This window comes from Methylobacterium sp. 2A (assembly GCF_009806555.1).
Classification (GTDB): Bacteria; Pseudomonadota; Alphaproteobacteria; order Rhizobiales; family Beijerinckiaceae; genus Methylobacterium.
Window position 1 is genome coordinate 39,554 of the sequence record NZ_VUOK01000003.1, and the last position, 18,118, is coordinate 57,671.

Consider the following 18,118-nt stretch of genomic DNA (forward strand, 5'->3'; position numbering starts at 1 on the left):
GACCGGTGGGACGGGTTTCCAAAGGGCTGAAGCCCTTTGGCGGGTTCTCAGGGCGGAGCCCTGAGATGTTCACCAGGGCTGCGCCCTGGACCCGCGAAAGGTCTCAACCTTTCGAAACCACGACGTGATCCGGCCGCGCCACGCGCCGCTCGTACCAGGGGCGCGAGCGGTTCACGAGTGCGACCACGGTGAGCATCACCGGCACCTCGACGAGGACGCCGACGACCGTCGCGAGGGCCGCCCCGGACGTGAACCCGAACAGGCTGATGGCGGCGGCCACCGCCAGTTCGAAGAAGTTCGAGGCGCCGATCAGGGCCGAGGGGCCGGCCACGCAATGCTGCTCGCCCGCGAGCCGGTTCAGCAGATAGGCGAGCCCGGCATTGAGATAGACCTGGATGACGATCGGAACGGCGAGCAGGCCGATGACCAGGGGCTGCGCGACGATCTGCTCGCCCTGGAAGCCGAACAGCAGGACCAGCGTGGCCAGCAGCGCGACCAGGGAGGCCGGTCCGAGGACGCGCAGCACCTGCGCGAGGGCGGCCGGGCCGCCCGCCGCCAGGAGGCTTCGGCGTGCGATCTGGGCCACGACCACCGGGATGACGATGTAGAGGACCACCGAGAGGATCAGGGTATCCCAGGGCACCGTGATCGCGGAGAGCCCGAGCAGCAGGCCGACGATCGGCGCGAAGGCCACCACCATGATCGCGTCGTTGAGCGCGACCTGGGAGAGGGTGAAGTGCGGCTCGCCGCGCGTCAGGTTCGACCACACGAACACCATGGCGGTGCAGGGGGCCGCAGCCAGCAGGATCAGGCCGGCGATGCAGCTGTCGATCTGATCGGCCGGCAGGTACGGCCGGAACAGGTGGCCGACGAACACCCAGCCGAGCGCCGCCATCGAGAACGGCTTCACCGCCCAGTTGATCAGGAGCGTCACGCCGATCCCGCGCCAGTGACGCCCGACTTGGCCGAGGGCGGCGAAGTCGATCTTGAGCAGCATGGGTACGACCATCAGCCAGATGAGCACCGCCACCGGCAGGTTCACCCGGGCGATCTCGGCCGCGCCGATCGCTTGGAAGAGGCCGGGCATGAGGTGCCCGAGCGCGACGCCCGAGACGATGCAGAGGGCGACCCAGAGGGTGAGATACCGCTCGAAGACCGACATGCCGATCCTCAGGCCGTCGCGACGCGGCGACCGCGTTCGTCGATGACGCGTTCGCCGTCTTCCTTCACGAACTCACCCTGCTGCGGCGGCAGGAGATCGAGCACCCTCTCGGACGGGCGGCACAGGGCCACGCCCTTCGGCGTCACCACCAGGGGCCGGTTCAGGAGGACCGGATGCGCCGCGATCGCGTCGAGCAGCGCGTCGTCGTCGAGGGTCGGATCGCCGAGGCCGAGCTCGGCGAAGGGCGTGCCTGTCCCGCGCAGGAGGTCGCGCAGGGTGAGGCCGGCGCGCGCCGCGAGCCCGCGGATCATCGCCCGGCTCGGCGGCGTCTTGAGATACTCGACCACATGCGGCTCGATCCCGGCATTCCGGATCATCGCCAGGGTATTCCGGGAGGTGCCGCAGGCGGGGTTGTGGTAGATGACCACGTCGAACGGGTCAGGCATGGGCGGTGTCTCCGGTTGCGGGGCAGCAACGTTCCAGGGTCGATCCGAGGGCCGCGACGGCGGGCTCGCAGACCTCGGGCCGCCCCTGGCAGCAATCCTTCATCAGGAACGCGACCAGCCCGGACAGGGCCGGGTAGGCGGCGCTGTAGAGAATCGACCGGCCTTCGCGCCGCGCCTGCACCAGCCCCGCCTGTTCCAGCTCCTTCAGGTGGAACGAGGCCGAGGAGGCCGAGACGCCGACCGCCTCGGCGACGCGCCCCGCCGCCAGCCCCGCCGGGCCGGCGACGACCAGCCGGCGCACGAGGCGCAGCCGATGCTCCTGGGCGAGGGCCGCAAAGGCCGCGAGGGCTTGCCGTTCGTCCAAGGGCGCTCCTATTATTCAACGTTCGTTGAAACGTAGGAGCGTTCCGCCGCGTGAGCAAGCCTGTTCCGCCCGACCCGTCCGCGCGTGACGGGCTGCCGAACGTCGTCGCGCCGGTGTTCCGGGTGCCGGTCCGCGCGGATCTGGAGGTCGGCACGCCGTTCACGCACGCGCCGCGCTTCCTGATCCTCTACGGGTCGCTGCGCGAGCGCTCGTTCAGCCGGTTCCTGGCCTACGAGGCGGCGCGGCTGCTGGAGGCGATGGGCGGCGAGGTGCGGCTCTACCACGCCCATGGCCTTCCCCTGCCCGACGACGCGGCCGCCGACCACCCGAAGGTGCAGGAACTCCGTGACCTGTCGATCTGGTCCGAGGGTCAGGTCTGGGTCTCGCCGGAGCGCCACGGCACGCTGACGGGCGTGATGAAGAGCCAGATCGACTGGCTGCCGCTGAGCGAGGGCTCGGTGCGGCCGACCCAGGGGCGGACGCTCGCGGTGATGCAGGTTTCGGGCGGGTCGCAGTCGTTCAACGCCGTGAACGCGCTGCGGGTGCTCGGCCGCTGGATGCGGATGATCACCATCCCGAATCAATCCTCGGTGCCGATGGCCTACCGGGAGTTCGACGATTCCGGCCTGATGAAGCCGGGGCCGCTCTACGACCGCGTGGTGGACGTGTGCGAGGAGCTGATGAAGTTCACCCTGCTGACCCGCGAGCGGGCCGCCCTGCTGGTGGACCGCTACAGCGAGCGCAAGGAGCGGGAGCCCGAGCGGCTGAAGGCGGTGGCGGCCGATATCGGCTTCGGGGAACGCTGAGCCTGTCCCGCTTGTGCGAACCTGCACCGCGTGACGAACAAACAAGCGCAGCTCTCGGTGCTTGCCCTGGCGCCGCAACCTCGTTATGACCCGCCTCGGCTGTGGCCGGTTGCCCGTCGTCGACTCTTCGGCGACAGCGTGTCGGTCTGGCCCATGCAATGAGTTCGGTTCCAGTGTCGCGCCTGGGTTGGAATCATTGCTGGAGAGGTGGCAGAGCGGTTGAATGCACCGCACTCGAAATGCGGCATGCCTGCAAGGGCATCGGGGGTTCGAATCCCCCCCTCTCCGCCAGTCAATTCGTAACGCACGCCATAGATTGACCCTTATGGGTGCGTTTCTGACCTCGATCGCAGCATAATTTGTCCGGCGCAGGCAAGCGCCGTTGATAGATCAGCGCTTTTTTTACCTTCTGTTAGGCGCTCTTAGATCGCGTATCGCGGAGACCGACACTCATGATCTCTACTCAAGCTGCCTGTGTCGTTCGACAACGGCGACAAACGTCGGTCGAGTCCTGACGCGGCGCGCGCAGCTTGATGGTGCCGATCACGCGGCATGATGAACGATGTCACAGAATTGAAGGGTTCGTGACCTAAGACTTGGAACGTTCCATGCAATGACGTAATCTCGGTCAGAGCACGGACGAATCGATCCCGCGCGACCGTCGATCTTGGGATGTTCAGAGAGGCGGACGGAGGCAGAAGTGTCCAAGAAAATTAGAACGTTCCAATTTGGGGCCTTTAGCCTGATATCCGCTACCTTGACGCTCCAAAGCTCTGCTTTCGGACAGGCCGTCAACGATCTCGGCACGGTCTCGGTCGAAGCGGTTGCCGGTCAAGGCGGCGGTCGCGGCACGCCGTTGCTGGCCGAGCAGAACGGGACTGTCGCGGCGGCCACGCTCCGCCAGGACGACATCGCCCGCCAGCCGAGCACCCAGAACGTCGCCCAGCAGATCGGCGCCGTGACGGGCGTCAATTCCTACTCGCGCGACGCCTCCGGCCTGTTCGGCGGCGGCTACTCAATCCGCGGCTTCGACAGCACCCAGATCGGCCTCTCGCTCAACGGCGTACCGCTCAACGATCCCGGGACCTTCGCGGTCGCGCCCCAGGTCTACACCGATTCGGAGAATCTCTGCGCGGTCGAGGTCAACCAAGGGACGAGTGCCGGAGCGGTGGCGGAGCACGGCGCCATCGGTGGCCAAGTGAAGATGCAGCAATGCGCCCCGACCGACAAACCCGGCACAACCGTGTCGCAGTCGTTAGGGTCGTATAATAATTTTAAGTCATTCCTGCGCGTGAACACCGGCCTCCTGAACGACGACACACTCAAGGCCTATATTTCGTACTCGCACGCCCAGTCCGACTACTTCATTGCGCCCGGAGCGGCGGACAGGCACCACGTCGACACCCGCTTCGACATGAAACTTGAGGGCGGTGCCAGCCTGACATTCAATTCGTTCTTTAATTATTTTGAGAACACATATATTCACACCGTCTCAAAAGCTCAATATGCCGCCTACGGATACCGGAACGGCTGGCTCACAATACCGCCGACGATCCTGACGGGTCCGAAGGCTGCGTTCAGTCAGACCCTGGCGGCGGTTCCCTACAACCCGTTCAACCTCGGTTACGGCCCCTACCAATGGGAGCCGGGGCGGCACGGCTACGTCTCCGTCGACGGCCAGTTCCCTCTGACCGACAATATCGATCTGGCTGTTACGCCGTATTTCCTCCACCAGGAATCCGGAAGCACGAGCGAGTTCGTGCTGCAAGAAGCTGGTTACAGCAACAAGTTCTTGTCCTCACCGATCGGCGCGTTCAGTGCCTATGGAACGAGGAACACCAACGCGCTCCTGGTGCAGATGAGCCAGAGCAACTTCGACCGGTTCGGTAATACCGCGACCCTCACCGGTCACTTTGGTGATCACACGATCCGCGGTGCTATCTGGGGCGAATACACGCACCAGCATCAGCTGAACCCGTTCACGCAGATCGATCCCTTCACCAACACGATTCCGGATATCTTCCTCAGCTCACACTTGATCCGAGATTACAGCGGCCGGATCGTCACCAACCGCGACTGGGTCACGGACTACTACAATACCGCCCTGTCACTATCCGACAGCATCGCACTGTTCGACGACAAGCTCCATATCGACGTGTCCGGCAAGGAGCGGATCTACGACCGCACCTTCCATAATCTGCCGTCGGGCAGCAGTTCCCGGCAAGACGCCTATCTCGATTACAAGGTAAAGCGAAATTTCGCGCTGTTCCTGCCGTCTTTCGGTGCCCGTTACGACCTCGACGAGGCGGATCAGATCTTCTTCAACGCCTCCATGGGCGCGCGCGTCCCACCGAATTTCGTTGATGGCCAACTTGTGGATAACAAGACCAATCTGATCAACGTACGGGAATTGAAGCCCGAGCGCTCCCTGAGCCTCGACACGGGCTACCGCTACAAAGGCGATTTGCTGGATTTCAACGCGACCGGATTCCTTATCAAGTACACCGACCGCATTGCCCAGACGACCAGTACGAACGGGACGCTGATCTCGAAATACACCAATGTGGGCAGCACCACCGCCCTGGGGGCAGAGATCGAGGTCGGCACCAAGCCCTATGAAGGCTGGAGTGTGCTGGTTTCGCAGGCCTTCAACGACGACACGCTCGACACCGACATCCGAGCTGAAGGCAGCAGCACGTTGCTGCCCACCAAGGGCAAGCAGTACTTCAACGCGCCGAAATACATCACCAACGCGACGCTGATGTACGAGGACGGGCCGTTCTCCGCTTTCGCCCGGGCGAAGTACACCAGCTCCGTCTTCGCGACGCTGACCAACGACATCCGTCTGCCCGGCTACACCACGGTCGATCTCGGTCTCGCCTACAAGCTCAAGGGGACGGCGTTCCTCGACGGGATACCAGGCGCGCAGGACGGCACGTTCAAGCTCAACCTGACCAACGTGCTCAACGCCAAGTACCTGTACATCAATCCCGGCAACAGCACAGGCGTCCAGATCACCTCGGCGGGCACGCCGACCTTCTATCTCGGCGCGCCCTTCTCGGTGGTCGCCAGCCTCAGCCTGGACTTCTAGCCATGCGCCACGGCCCTCTCTCTCCATCGATATCAGGCCTGACCATGACGCGCCGCCACGCGCTCCGCCTCACCGCGACCGCAGCGATCGGCTGTCTGACCGGACGGCTGGAGGCCGCCGCCGCTAACGACCCCGAGAAGCCCTTCCCTTGGATCGGCAAGAAGTTCACCGCAGACGGACGCGTGCTCCCCTTTCCGGGCAACACCATCATCTGCCCGATCGGATCGGAGCACCCGGCCAGGGCCCCGCTCCAGGCGTTCCGCGCCGCCCTCGAAGCGGAGCCCTACGCGCACAAATTCACCTTCACGCCGCCCTCCAGCTACCACATGACGGTGTTCGAAGGGGTCGTGGACGCGGAGCGCAGGCCGGGCTTCTGGCCATCGGATCTCAGCGCCGAGGCACCGCTCGACGCCTGCAACCGCCTCTTCCTCCAGAAGCTCGAAGCCTTCGATCTCGGCTGCGCCCCGCGATTCCGAATGAAGGTCATGGAAGGGCCGGGCAATATCGAGATGCGGCCGGGCGCGGGCATCTACCTGGTGCCGGTCGACGATGAGGAGAACCGCAGGCTGCGCCAATTGCGCGACCGGCTGGCCGACCTGCTGAAGCTGCGCCAGCCGAATCACCAAGCCTACAAGTTCCACACCACCCAGACCTACGCGATCACCCCCCTCACCGAGGCGGAAACGTTGCGCTACCGCGCCGTTCGCCGCGCGTCGCTGGAGGTTCTCGCCGCGGCGATGCCCGTGCTCGAACTCGGCGCCCCGGCCTTCTGCGTGTTTGAGGATATGTTCGCGTTCAACCCGAGGCTTTATCTTCAACCGGTGCGGCTTTAGACAAGAAGACCGGTCATAGCGGGAATTGGATCCCCGGACGTGGCCTCCCCGCAGGCCTGTCGAGGCCGCGGCCGGGCATAGGTGACGATGGGTCAGATGACGATCAAGGACGTCGCCCGGCGGGCCGGCGTGAGCTTCCAGACCGTTTCCCTGGTTCTGAACCATCCCGAGAGGGTCGCCCGGACCACGCGCGAGACCATCGAGGCCGCCATGCGCGAGCTCGATTTCGTGCCGAGCCTGGCGGCCCGCTCGCTGCGCAAGAAGCCGAGCCGCAGCATCGCCTGCGTGTTCTCGGTGGGCGCCCAACCCTACGACGACGCGTCCGGTCTGATGCAGGAGACCTACCAGGGTCTCGTGCTCCAGACCTTCGCGGCCGTGGCCGACCAGCACGGCTACACCCTGATCCACAGGCGCTGGAACAGCGACGACCCAGACGGGCTCACCCGGATCACGAGCCTCGTCAGCGAGGCCCGGGTCGACGGCGTCGTGGTGTTCGCCGATCGGCGGAACGACCCGCTGATCGCGATGCTGCAGGCCAAGCGCTTCCCCTTCGTGGTGTTCGGCCTCGACGTGCCGGGCACGCACTTCGCCATGCGGGCCGAGCGCGACGCGGTCTACGAAGCGGTGCGCTACCTCGTGCAGACGGGCAGCCGGTCGATCTGCTTCTTCAAGGGCGAGCGCGGCGGGCGACGGCTGCGCACGGTGACCGAGCGGCTGCGCGGCTATCGGGAGGCCCTGGCGGAAGCGGGCGTGCCGCCCTGCGACGACCTCGTCATCCCCTGTGACTGGAATTCCGAGAGCGGTTACCGCGTGACGCTGGATCTCCTGGATCGCTCGGTCAGGCCGGATGCGATCGTGGCGGCCAACGACCGGGTTGCGTTCGGCGTGCTGAAGGCGCTGCACGACCGCGGCGTCCGGGTTCCCGACGACATCCGCGTGGTCGGCTTCGACAATTTCGTGCAGGCGGCCTATACGATCCCGAGCCTGACCTCGATCGAGGTGCCAACTCTCGAGATGGTGCGGTTTACCTTCGCCACCCTGGTCGAGGTCATCGAGGGCACGCGCGCGCCGGACGATTTGGCGCAGAAGCTGTTTCCCACACGCCTCGTGATCCGCGACTCGACAGGTCTGATCCGCAGTGACGTTGCCGATCGTCCCGGCGTCGAACGGATCGCAGCCCGTGGCGACGGCGCGTCGTGACACGCCAATGATCCGGTTGGCCGGTCGCACCTGTGACGGAAGCCCGGCCCGACCCTGGCGTGGTCAGGCCGGGTTTCCGATGTGATGCACGGCCGTTCGCCTCAGCGCTTCAGGGTGAAGTCGATGGCGATACGGCCGCCGAAATGACCGCCCGGCGGCGGCGGCAGGCTGGCTGACCGGACCGCCTGCACCGCGGCCTGATCCAGGGCCGCATCCCCCGCCGACCGCGCGACGGACGCAGACGAGACACGGCCGGACGGACCGACCAGGAAGGTCACCAGCACGATACCGGATGCGTGCCGATCACGGGCGGCGGCCGGGTAAGCCTTGTGCCGGTTGATCTCGGCTTTCAGCTTGGCGCCGTAATCAGCCAGCGACTGGCTGGCATTGGCCTGCACACCGCGCTCGGCACCCGAATGACCCCTGTGCTGCGCCGCGCTCGCGGCGCTCGGCTTTTCGACCTTCGGCGGCGTCTTGGGCTTTGGCGGCACCTTGGGCTTGGGCTTCGGCACCGGGCGCGGTTCGGGCGGCTTCTGCACCTCCGGCGGCCTGGGTGGTTCCGGCTTGCGAACTGGGATCGCCAGAGCGGTCGGATCCTCCTTGACGGGCACCTCCTCGACCACCGGCGCGGGTTCGGGCTCCTTCGGCGGTTCGAGGACCTCGGGCTCCGGCGGGGGCGCCATCTCGGCCGCGCTCTGAGTCTCCGTGGCGTTGTCGGTGGTCGCGTCGCCCTGGGCGACGACGCTCAGTTCGAGGGTCTCGACAGCCGGCGGGGCGACCGGTTGCGGTTGTGGTCCCGACGTGACGAACAGCAACGCGTGGATGGCCAGCGCCACCACCAGCGCCGCGCCGCGTACCAGCGCCTTCGAATCGGCCTGCCGTGGCAGGGACAGGACGAAGGAATCGCCTCCGCTTAGTACCATCGTGCTCATGGCGCGGCACTCCCGGCTGCGGTGGGCGCGCGCTCCGCGTCGGCGGACCGTTCCGCCCCGCCCTTCGTCGTGATGATCGCGATGTGGGTCATGCCGTTCCGGGCGAGGAGGTCCATCACCTTGACGACGTCACCGTAGGCGGCCTCCTTATCGCCCCGGAGATGGATCACCCGCGACAGATCGTTCTCGATCGCCGCGACCACGGCCGGGACGAGCTTGTCGGCCTCGATCTCGTCCTTGCCGATGAACAGCTTGCCGTCCTTGCCGACGGCGATCACGGCCGGCTCCTTCGGGTCGATCGGCTTGGCGACCTGCGCCTGGGGCAGGTTGACCTTCATGGCCGTGGTCATCAGCGGCGCCGTGACCATGAACACGATCAGGAGGACCAGCATCACGTCGATCAGCGGCGTGACGTTGATGTCGGCGGAGGGACGGTAAGGCCCGCCGGAATTGGACGCGAATGCCATCGTCAGCCCTCCTTCACGGCGAGGCGGCCCTTGGCGATCAGATCGACCGAGAGCGCTTCGATGAGGTGAGCCAGCGTCTGGGACAGCTTGCCCAGGATCGCGCCGAGGCGGCTGTAGGCGACGGCGGCCGGGATCGCGGCGATCAGCCCGATGGCCGTGGTGGCGAGCGCCTCGGCGATGCCGGGAGCCACGACCGCGAGGCTGGTGTCGTTCGAGGCGGCGATGCTGATGAAGCTGCTCATGATGCCCCACACCGTCCCGAGCAACCCGACGAACGGGGACACCGAAGCGATCACCGCGAGGTTGGAGAAGCCGCCCTCGGTGGCGATCATGGTCTGCGTGGCGGCGCCGTTCATCGCCTCGATGGTGCGTCGGCGGACATCCCCGACGCCTTCGTCGGGCAGCGTGACGGCCGCCGCCCGCGTCCCGGCGTCCAGGACCGGTCTGAGGAACTTGGACACGGTCCCCTTCTCCAGGGCCTTGAGCGACCGGCGGAGCCGGAAGGTGGTGTAGATGCCCTCGGCGATCAGGGCCCAGCACCACACGGATGCTGCGGCGAGCGTGATGATCACAGCCTTTCCGACTGGTCCGGCCTGGAGGAACATGGCTGACGGCGACATGCTTGCTGGGTCCATCGTACAAACCCCGGTTTTTACGTTCGTGGCTAAATTGTGTGGACCATCCGGGCCACGACGAATTAGAACGTTCTATTAGGGCGCAACACGGGCATCTTTGCGGCAAAAACTGGGCACAAGCCCCGGATTTTGCAGCGCACCATGCCCGACCGAGCCGGGAGGGTCTCAGGCCATCGTCACACAAGCGTAGCCGGATGGTCCCATGGTGCGCCATGGCGAGAACCGACCTGCAGGGCCTACAACCGCAGACGGATCGGGGATGCGCCGGGCTACCGCCGCCAGGCGAGAGAGGATGCGATGACGGTCCTGGGGCGGCGCGCAGTGCTGGGTGGGCTTGCCGCTGCCGCGGGCTCCGGCGCGCTGCCCCGAATCGGCGTCGCGCGGTCGGAGGACCGGCCATCGATCGCGATCGCCGTGCAGAAGATTGCGAACACCAACACCCTCGACGTCTTGCGCGAGCAATCGAATGTCGGCGAACGGATCTTCTTCTCGTCCCTGTGGGAATCGTTGATCGGACGCGACTGGAGCGGTGATCTCAGGACGGTGCCGGGCCTCGCGACGCGCTGGCGCCGCCTCGACGACCGTACGATCGAGTTCGCGTTGCGGCCCGGCGTCCGGTTCCACAACGGTGACGAACTGACGTCCGAGGACGTGGCCTTCACCTTCGGTCGCGAGCGGATGTTCGGCGACACCGTTCCGGATACCGGGGAAACCCTGCGGGTCAATGAGCGGCCGACCACCTATCTGGCCGGCAAGCTGCCGCCTCCCGAGGTGCCGGCGGTGGCCCGTCGGGCTTTCCCGGCGCTCGTCTCGGTCGAGGTCGTCGACCGCTACACCGTCCGCTTCGTCAACGCGACGCCCGACATCACCCTGGAAGGCCGGATCGGGCGGTACGGCGGCGAGATCGCCAGCCAGCGCGGGTTTCGAGAGGCCGGCAGCTACCTGGAATGGGCGCGCAACCCGATCACCACGGGACCGTACCGGGTCGCCGCCTACGCGCCCGACCGGCACCTGATTCTCGAAGCCCACGATGCCTATTGGGGTGGCCGTCCGCCCCTGAAGCGCCTTCGATTCGTCGAGGTCCCTGAGGCGCCCGCACGGATCGACGGCCTCCTGTCCGGTGAATACGACTTCGCCTGCGATATCCCGCCGGATCAGATCGCCGGGATCGAGCGTGATCCCGCCTTCGAGGTCCAGGGCGGCCCTGTGAGGAACCACCGCATCCTCGTCTTCGACAAGACCCACCCGGTTCTCGCCGACCCGCGGATCCGCCGGGCGTTGACCCACGCCATCGATCGCGACGCCATCGTGGCAGCGCTCTGGGCCGGGCGGACATCGGTGCCGAAGGGTCTGCAATGGCCGCACTACGGTGATCTCTATATCGCGGACTGGTCGGTGCCAGCCTACGATCCCGCACTGGCCCGGAACCTCGTGCGCGAGGCAGGTTACCGGGGCGAGCCGATCCCGTATCGATTGCTTCCAAATTACTACACGAACCAGGTCGACACGGCGCAACTCCTCGTCGAGATGTGGCGGCAGGTGGGTCTCAACGTCGAGATCCACATGAAGGAAAACACCCAGCAGGTCATGGAGCGGTCCGCGGACCGGGCCCTGCGGGATTGGTCGAATTCGGCGCTTTTCAACGATCCGGTCTCGTCCCTCGTCGCGCAGCACGGCCCGAACGGCCAGCAGCAGCAGATCGGTGAATACGCGAACGGGGAGTTCAATCGTCTCTGCCTGGAACTGGAGCGCTCCACGGATCAGTCCCGGCGCCGGTCGATCTTCCACCGGCTGCTCACGATCGCCGAGCGCGAGGATCCCGCCTACACGGTGCTGCATCAGAACGCGACCTTCACGGCCAAGCGCAAGGCGATCCGCTGGAGGGCCTCCCCGGCTTTCGCCATGGATTTCAGATCCGGCAATTGCGACGCGCGCGCCTGAGGTTAAGTCTCGATCGTGCGCCATGAGCACCGCAGATTGGTTCCGCTGGCGTTCACTGGCCCCGCGCCTGCCATCCCCGCTCTTCGGAGGCGATCGTCCCCTGCCGGGCGGGCTTGTCGCGTTTCGGTCGGACGTGCCGCCTCCCATGGACACCACGACAAGACCGGCTGGGATTCCGTGCGGATGAGCCCTGTCTGGATGGTGGCTGCGTGATCCGGTTCCTGGCCCCACGCCTCGCACGGGCGGCGCTGACCATCCTGCTCGTCGTCACCTTCGCCTTCGTAGGTCTGCGCCTGTCCGGCGATCCGGCACTCCTGATCATGGGCGACGATGCGCCGCCCGATGCGGTGGCGGCGTTCAGGGCCTCCTGGGGCCTCGATGCCCCACTCTGGCAGCAATATGTCACCTATGGTGCGGCCGTCGCCCGGGGCGATCTCGGATTGTCGATGAGAGACGGCCGGCCGGCCGTGGCGCTGGTCACCGAACGCGTGCCGGCGACGCTGGCGCTGACACTGCCGGCGCTCGCGCTCAAGCTCGTCCTGGGCCTGTCCGCGGGGATCGCGGCTGCCCTGTACCGACGGCGCTTCGTCGACCGGGTCGTGACGACCCTGGCGGTCCTCGGCTTCGCGGTGCCGAGCTTCGTTCTCGGCCTCATCCTCGTCCTGGTTTTCGCCGTCGAGCTGCGCTGGCTCCCCTCCGGGGGCCATGGGACCTGGCGGCACGCGGTGCTTCCGGTCCTGACCCTAGGCCTCGGCGGCGCCGCAGCCTTCGCGCGGCTCACCCGCAGCGCGATGCTGGATGTCCTTGGGCAGCCCTACATCCGCGCGGCCCGCGCACGGGGGCTGCCATGGGGTCGGATAATCTGCTGCCACGCCCTGCCCAACGCGGCGATTCCGCTCGTCACGCTGGGCGGCTTCTCGGTTGGATCGCTGCTCGCCGGATCCGTCCTGGTCGAGAGCGTTTTCTCCTGGCCGGGTGTCGGGCGGCTCCTCGTCATGTCGGTCGCCAGCCGCGATCTCGCGGTCGTACAAGGTATTCTGCTGCTGACTGCGACCACCATGGTAACGGCAAACCTGATCGTCGATCTCCTCTACGGGTTGCTCGATCCGCGGCTGCGGACAGGGGCGGCGACGCGATGAGCGGCCGGACCGCCGACGCCGAGCGAGGCTACCCGCCGCCCCGCGCCATCCGATCGCTGCGGGCGCGGCTTTCCTACCCGGTGCGGATCGCCATGGCATGGCTGGCGCTGATGCTCATGGTCGCCGCCCTGGCGGACGTGATCGAGCCCTACAGCATCCTCGCCGTCGATCTTCGGGCGCGTCTCGCGCCCCCTTTGACGAACTCCGGTCTTTCGGCCCACTGGCTCGGCACCGATGCGCTGGGGCGTGACGTCCTCTCGCGGCTGATCGCGTCCATCCGGATCTCGCTGCTCCTGGCCTTTGCCGCATCGCTGCTCTCGGCGAGCATCGGGACGAGCCTCGGGTTTCTGGCCGCCCACCGCCGCGGCCTCACCGAGCAGGCGATCCTGGCACTGGCCGATGTCCAGGCCGCGGTGCCGTTCCCGATCTTCGCGTTGACGGTCATGGCATTCCTGGGCCACGGTCTGCTACCGGTGATCGGATTGACGAGCCTTTTCGGCTGGGAGCGCCACGCGCGGATCGCCCGCGGGCTGGCGCTCACCGCGGAGGCCCAGGGCTACGTCGCCGCCGCCCGGCAACTCGGCGCGCACCCGCTTCGCGTCTACCTGCGCCACATCCTGCCCAGCATTGCCGCGACGCTGATCGTCCTGATGACGCTCATCATACCGGAGGTCATCATGCTGGAGAGTGCGCTGTCGTTCCTGGGCCTCGGCGTGCAGCCGCCGCTCACGAGCCTGGGTACGATGATCGGCTATGGCCGTGATTACCTCACGCGTGCGCCGTGGATTTTGATGCTGCCCGCACTGATCGTCGTGCTGACGACGTTGGCCGTCAGTCTCGTGGGGGACTGGCTGCGGGACGGTCTTGACGCAGGGTCTGAGTGAGATCGCTCACGCAATAGGATGGCCTTTTTGGTTCGTTCGCTTTGGTCGACGGTAAGTCGGCATGTAATCTGGACCACAAGACGAGGCTTCGCCTTTGCGTACTGAATTACCCCACGAGAAGGAGGAAGTGGATTTTCGGTCGTTGCACGGCCAATCCGCACAAGGCATCGCGTGGTCGAGGTCGGAAGCGCTGAACTGCGGCGTAACTGACCGCACGCGGACCGTTAGCATACCCACCTCGACGAGGCGTCTGACACCGACAAGTGATCGGCCCCCAGGCGGTGGTCCAAATTCAAAGTTAGCGCAGGGTCGGTCTGGGCTCCACTGGCAGCTTGGCCGGCGGGGCCGGTCGGGTGAGCGCAGCCGGCCAAGCGGATGAGGTCGGCACCAACACCTCCGGGGCGGGTGGTCGGTATCCGAGTGAAGCGTGCGGATGCACGCCGTTGTGATGTCGATGCCAACTCTCGAGCACGATCTTCACCTCTTTGAGCGTATAAGGATTTCATCGTTCAACAATTCATCTCTTGGCCGTGCGTTGAAGCTTTCGACGTAACCGTTCTCCCACGGTGGGCCGGCTGCGATGTATGCAGTCTTCGCGCCGACGCCGAAGATTCAGGCCTGTTCCGACTTGGCGATGAACTCCGGACCATTGTCTGAACGGATATGGCCGCGCACCCCACGCAGGATGAACAGGTCGGACTACGATGCGGGCAAGAAGATCAAGGGCCGGAAGCGCCACATCCTCGTCGACACGCACGGCTTGCTGATGCACGCACTGGTACATCCGGCCAGCGTGCAGGACCGCACCGGCGGTGTCTTGGTCATGGCCCGTTCGGCCTCTGCCCGTTCCTGGTGCGGCTCAACACGGACGGCGGCTATCAGGGCTCGGCGTTCAAGGCTGGCCTGCGCCGGGTGTGCCGGTGGCTCAAGCTGACGATCGTCAAGCGCTCCGATCAGACCAACGGCTCTGTCGTGCCGCCCAAGCCGTCTGGATCGTCGAGCAAACCTTGGCTCAACCGGTGCCGGCGCCCGGCCAGTGTCCAAACGACCGGTCAGGTCACGCCTCTTTCAGGATGTGGATGTCGGTTCCGCAGATCATCGGGGTGATCCAGACGAGGGCACCCTGCAGTCCGGTCTCCGGGGTCGGTTTGCCGTCGAGGACGATTCTGCCCTCGTCGGCGAAGATAGCCGTCGTCCTCGTGCGCTCCCTCCTCTCATGACCTGTTCGGGGCTTTGGAGAGGACGGCACGGTCGACGGCAGATGCCGTCGACCATGCCGCGCGGGATCAGGCGGCCTCGGCCCGCTCCGGCACCGGGATGCCGAGCGTCTCCCGGTAGAAGGCATCGATATCCGGCTCGAAATCCCGGATGACCGGATACCAGGGCGTCGGCGCCTCGACGTCGTGCAGGGTTCCGCATTCGGGGCAGTAATATTCTCGTAGAACCTGCCAGGAGGAGGTCGGCGCCATCAAGCGCGGATAGATCTCCTCCATCGTCTCCGGTGTGTCGCGGAGATGGATGCGGGCATGCAGCTTCCAGTTCTCCCGCCAATCGCAGAAATCATGGCCGCATTCGCAGCGCACCTTCCATTGCTTGGAGGCTTTGAGCTGGACGATGTACAGTTTCGGGCCGAGCGGGAGGATGATCTTGTCATCCCACGGGACGCGCTCCTGCAGGACCTCGACATAGGTCGCGAAACGCTCCGGATCCTTGGGTGTCGACAGCATCTGATGCAGGGTGTCGGCGTCGATCTTGCCGTCGATCAGATCGGCGATCTTCGAGCGGGTATAGGCCATCGGTCGCTTCCTCGTGCGAATTGGTGGTGATCGGGCGGGTCGGGCGGCAGGACGTGCTTCGCCGGACCACACAATTACTCTTCGACGAACTGAACGACCTTCACGTCCGGCAACTCGGAGATGTCCATCGCGTATGTCGACCCATAATGGGGGATGCCGATCTCGTCTTCCGAGAGCGTCCAGTCGTCCGGGAGATCCCAGAAGGCCTTGAACTCCGCCAGGAAGCGCGGTCCGAGCTTGAAGGAGGCCGCGAACATCTGCTTGACGTGGTCGCCCGCCTCCTTGGCGAGGATCTTCTCCCGCTCACCCTTCATCCAATCCCGGGTCGGAACCGATTTGGCGATGCGCTCGCCGCGGATCGCCTTGCGTCGTTCCAGCGTGGCGGCGGAGTCGACGGACCAGAGGCCGTCGGCCCCCCGGCTGCCGACGACGCCGTAAACCTGGGCAGCGAACCGCTCCAGCAGGTAGCCGCCGTTGATGTCGTCGGCCACGCTCTGCGGCTCGCGGTCGATCGGGTCGCCGAAGCCGGGTCCGCCGCGCATGTAGTTGAGGTAGAGATCGTAGTCGGCGAACATCTCCTCCGTGGTGATCGCCTGCTTGTCGCGCTTGATCCGCGCCCCTTCGAGCAATCCGTCCCAGATCGGGTTCTCAGGGTCGGTGTCGCCACCGAACGGCAGCGGCTTGCCGTCGGCGATCAGCTGCTTCAGCCCGGTCTCGTGGGCCGCGAAGCGGTAACCCGACGCAGCCGGGTAGCCGCCCATCAGGCCCCAGTCGGAACTGATATGGCCGTTCCCCATGAAGAACATCGTCCAGTCCTTGGCATTCCACACCAGACGCAGGCTCTCGAAACCGCAGCCGCCGCGATACTTGCCAGCCCCGCCCGAGGACGCCTTGATCTGCCGGCCGAGATAGATCAGCGGCTCGGCGAGTTCCCAGATCTCCATGTCGCCCATGTCGCCTTCCGGGTTCCAGATGGCGGCGGCGTGCGACAGGCCGTCCGCGATGGCGCCCGCGCCGACGCCGTTGGCGGCACATTCGAACGAGTTGACGGCGTGGATCTCGTCGTACTGGTTGAAGCCGCCGCCCTGCAGCCAGTTCGACGTGTTGGCGTTGCCGGCATTGACCTCCTCGAGGTAGCCGCGCCCGAAATACGATCGGGACAAGCCGCGCCACAGAGCCGTCCACGAGCTGACCAGGAAGTGCCAGCTGTAGGCGAAGGCGACCCGGCGATCGTCCGGGTTCATCCAAGTGCCCTTCGGCAGCCGGAACTCGGTGCCGTAGGCAGCGCCATCGTTGATCATCTCGGACGGGATCAGCGTCTGGGTCATCATCACCCAGATGCCGCTGGTGAAGCTCACCGCGTGGGCGTTGTAGGTGTGCCAGCCCCAGCGCGACGAGCCCTCGAAATCGAGCCGCCACGTGCCGTCCGCCCGGATCGTCATCTCGGACGGCGTGTGCATGATGGTGTCGACCTTGGCGAAGTCGGAGGGCACCCGCACGTCCTCATGGGCGTAGGGCACATCGACGAAGCCGACTTGGCGATAGACGCCGGGGATCGTCATCGCCTTGATGCGGTTCTGGAGGCCGATTCGCCCGTGCTCGATCGCCTCGTAGGCGAATTTCCAGTAGGCCTCGATGCCCTCCTCAGCGATCACCTCCGCGACGAGCTTCCGGATCATGTGGCAGCCGGCGATGCGGGTGCGTTCGTCCAGCATCCAGAAGCGGGTGGTGCGGACCATGCGCTGGCTCTCGTGCAGCCAGTCGCGGAACAGCGTGTCGTCCTGTCCGACCTTGCGGCAGGTGATCGAGTAGCCGTCTCCGAAGCGCTGGATCTGGCCGGTACACATCGAGCCGGGGCCGACCGCGCCGGTGTCGATGACGTGGGTCACGCCGCCGACCCAGCCGACCAGCTCGCCCGCGTGGAAGATCGGCACGATGGTGTGGACGTCGCAGGGGTGGACGTTCCCAAGCAACGAGTCGTTGTTGCAGAAGATGTCCCTGTCCCGGACGCCGGGGTTCGACTCCCAGTCATTCTCGATCATATACTTGATCGCGGCGCCTATCGTGCCGACGTGAATGATGATCCCGGTCGAGGTCAGGATCGCGTCGCCGGCGGCGTTGTAGAGGGTGAAGCACAGTTCGCCCTCCTGCTCGACGATCGGCGAGGCGGCGATCTTCTTGGCCGTCTCGCGGGCGTCGACGATGCCGGCACGCAGGCGCGAGAACAGTTTGTTGTAGAGGATGGGGTTGCTATCGCGCAGCTCCAGCCTGTCGAGGCCGGCATAGTGCTTGGTGCGCTTCGTCGCCTCCATGAGGCGGTCCCGGTGCTGCTTGAGAGTCTCGCCGCCGCGCACGACACCGCGCGTCGAGCCCTTCAGGGTCCCGCTGTTGACGTTCACATTCATGATCGGATGTCCTTGAA

At 65.9% G+C, this 18,118-nt stretch carries 16 protein-coding genes, 1 tRNA gene and 2 pseudogenes; 9 read left to right on the forward strand and 10 right to left on the reverse strand.

Going from position 1 to position 18,118, the window contains the following annotated elements; genetic code table 11:
- Positions 1–103: 103 nt before the first annotated feature.
- The 3 genes from arsB to FVE89_RS00415 are packed head-to-tail and all read right to left on the reverse strand — an operon-like array spanning position 104 to position 1,972.
- Positions 104–1,162, reverse strand: coding sequence for an ACR3 family arsenite efflux transporter (gene arsB, locus FVE89_RS00405; RefSeq protein ID WP_160532295.1), 1,059 nt, complete (start codon positions 1,160–1,162; stop codon positions 104–106).
- 8 nt (positions 1,163–1,170) lie between these two features.
- Complete coding sequence (gene arsC, locus FVE89_RS00410; protein ID WP_160532296.1) at positions 1,171–1,608, reverse strand: arsenate reductase (glutaredoxin); 438 nt, start codon at positions 1,606–1,608, stop codon at positions 1,171–1,173.
- Positions 1,601–1,972 (reverse strand): helix-turn-helix transcriptional regulator, encoded by a 372-nt coding sequence (locus FVE89_RS00415; protein ID WP_160532297.1) that lies wholly within the window; start codon positions 1,970–1,972, stop codon positions 1,601–1,603. Before FVE89_RS00415 ends, arsC begins: the two co-directional genes overlap by 8 nt.
- A 50-nt stretch (positions 1,973–2,022) precedes the next feature.
- Here FVE89_RS00415 and arsH point away from each other — a divergent pair, with 50 nt between their 5' ends.
- From arsH to FVE89_RS00440, 5 genes are all read left to right on the forward strand, one after another.
- Complete coding sequence (gene arsH / locus FVE89_RS00420; RefSeq protein WP_342389766.1) at positions 2,023–2,778, forward strand: arsenical resistance protein ArsH; 756 nt, start codon at positions 2,023–2,025, stop codon at positions 2,776–2,778.
- A gap of 201 nt (positions 2,779–2,979) precedes the next feature.
- Positions 2,980–3,069 (forward strand) — tRNA-Ser (locus FVE89_RS00425).
- A 466-nt stretch (positions 3,070–3,535) separates the two neighbouring features.
- Entirely contained in the window at positions 3,536–5,869 is a 2,334-nt protein-coding gene (locus FVE89_RS00430; protein WP_246730428.1) for a TonB-dependent receptor, read from the forward strand.
- A 44-nt stretch (positions 5,870–5,913) separates the two neighbouring features.
- Positions 5,914–6,702 (forward strand): DUF1868 domain-containing protein, encoded by a 789-nt coding sequence (locus tag FVE89_RS00435; protein WP_246730429.1) that lies wholly within the window; start codon positions 5,914–5,916, stop codon positions 6,700–6,702.
- A gap of 96 nt (positions 6,703–6,798) precedes the next feature.
- Positions 6,799–7,902 (forward strand): LacI family DNA-binding transcriptional regulator, encoded by a 1,104-nt coding sequence (locus tag FVE89_RS00440; protein WP_160532300.1) that lies wholly within the window; start codon positions 6,799–6,801, stop codon positions 7,900–7,902.
- Between the two features lie 101 nt (positions 7,903–8,003).
- On the opposite strand, the gene FVE89_RS00445 is transcribed toward FVE89_RS00440, so the two are convergent.
- The 3 genes from FVE89_RS00445 to FVE89_RS00455 are packed head-to-tail and all read right to left on the reverse strand — an operon-like array spanning position 8,004 to position 9,921.
- Positions 8,004–8,834 carry an energy transducer TonB gene (locus tag FVE89_RS00445; RefSeq protein WP_246730430.1) on the reverse strand — a complete coding sequence of 277 codons (831 nt, stop codon included), beginning with the start codon at positions 8,832–8,834 and terminating at the stop codon, positions 8,004–8,006.
- The gene (locus FVE89_RS00450) at positions 8,831–9,301 is read right to left on the reverse strand and encodes a biopolymer transporter ExbD (RefSeq protein WP_160532301.1); all 471 of its coding nucleotides are present in this window, start codon (positions 9,299–9,301) and stop codon (positions 8,831–8,833) included. The genes FVE89_RS00445 and FVE89_RS00450 overlap by 4 nt, the downstream gene beginning before the upstream one ends.
- A 2-nt stretch (positions 9,302–9,303) precedes the next feature.
- Positions 9,304–9,921 (reverse strand): MotA/TolQ/ExbB proton channel family protein, encoded by a 618-nt coding sequence (locus tag FVE89_RS00455; protein ID WP_342389768.1) that lies wholly within the window; start codon positions 9,919–9,921, stop codon positions 9,304–9,306.
- Between the two features lie 312 nt (positions 9,922–10,233).
- On the opposite strand from FVE89_RS00455, the gene FVE89_RS00460 reads away from it, so the two are divergent.
- The 3 genes from FVE89_RS00460 (at position 10,234) to FVE89_RS00470 (ending at position 13,900) form a co-directional block, all read left to right on the forward strand.
- Positions 10,234–11,877, forward strand: coding sequence for an ABC transporter substrate-binding protein (locus FVE89_RS00460; RefSeq protein ID WP_160532303.1), 1,644 nt, complete (start codon positions 10,234–10,236; stop codon positions 11,875–11,877).
- 209 nt (positions 11,878–12,086) lie between these two features.
- Entirely contained in the window at positions 12,087–13,016 is a 930-nt protein-coding gene (locus FVE89_RS00465; RefSeq protein WP_160532304.1) for an ABC transporter permease, read from the forward strand.
- Between the two features lie 92 nt (positions 13,017–13,108).
- Positions 13,109–13,900, forward strand: coding sequence for an ABC transporter permease (locus FVE89_RS00470; RefSeq protein ID WP_246730456.1), 792 nt, complete (start codon positions 13,109–13,111; stop codon positions 13,898–13,900).
- 298 nt (positions 13,901–14,198) lie between these two features.
- On the opposite strand, the pseudogene FVE89_RS00475 reads toward FVE89_RS00470, so the two are convergent.
- A pseudogene (locus tag FVE89_RS00475) lies at positions 14,199–14,605 on the reverse strand (transposase); the annotation flags it as partial.
- Between the two features lie 34 nt (positions 14,606–14,639).
- Between FVE89_RS00475 and FVE89_RS00480 the strand changes: the two are divergent.
- Positions 14,640–14,834, forward strand: a complete 195-nt coding sequence (locus tag FVE89_RS00480) for a hypothetical protein (protein ID WP_342390077.1) — start codon at positions 14,640–14,642, stop codon at positions 14,832–14,834.
- Positions 14,835–14,966: 132 nt separating this feature from the next.
- On the opposite strand, the pseudogene FVE89_RS30805 reads toward FVE89_RS00480, so the two are convergent.
- From FVE89_RS30805 to FVE89_RS00490, 3 genes and pseudogenes are all read right to left on the reverse strand, one after another.
- Positions 14,967–15,149: pseudogene (locus FVE89_RS30805) on the reverse strand (hypothetical protein); the annotation flags it as partial.
- A gap of 37 nt (positions 15,150–15,186) precedes the next feature.
- Positions 15,187–15,696: an acetone carboxylase subunit gamma gene (locus tag FVE89_RS00485; RefSeq protein WP_160532306.1), complete on the reverse strand. Its 510-nt coding sequence runs from the start codon at positions 15,694–15,696 to the stop codon at positions 15,187–15,189.
- 74 nt (positions 15,697–15,770) lie between these two features.
- The gene (locus tag FVE89_RS00490; RefSeq protein WP_160532307.1) at positions 15,771–18,101 is read right to left on the reverse strand and encodes a hydantoinase B/oxoprolinase family protein; all 2,331 of its coding nucleotides are present in this window, start codon (positions 18,099–18,101) and stop codon (positions 15,771–15,773) included.
- Positions 18,102–18,118 lie beyond the last annotated feature (17 nt).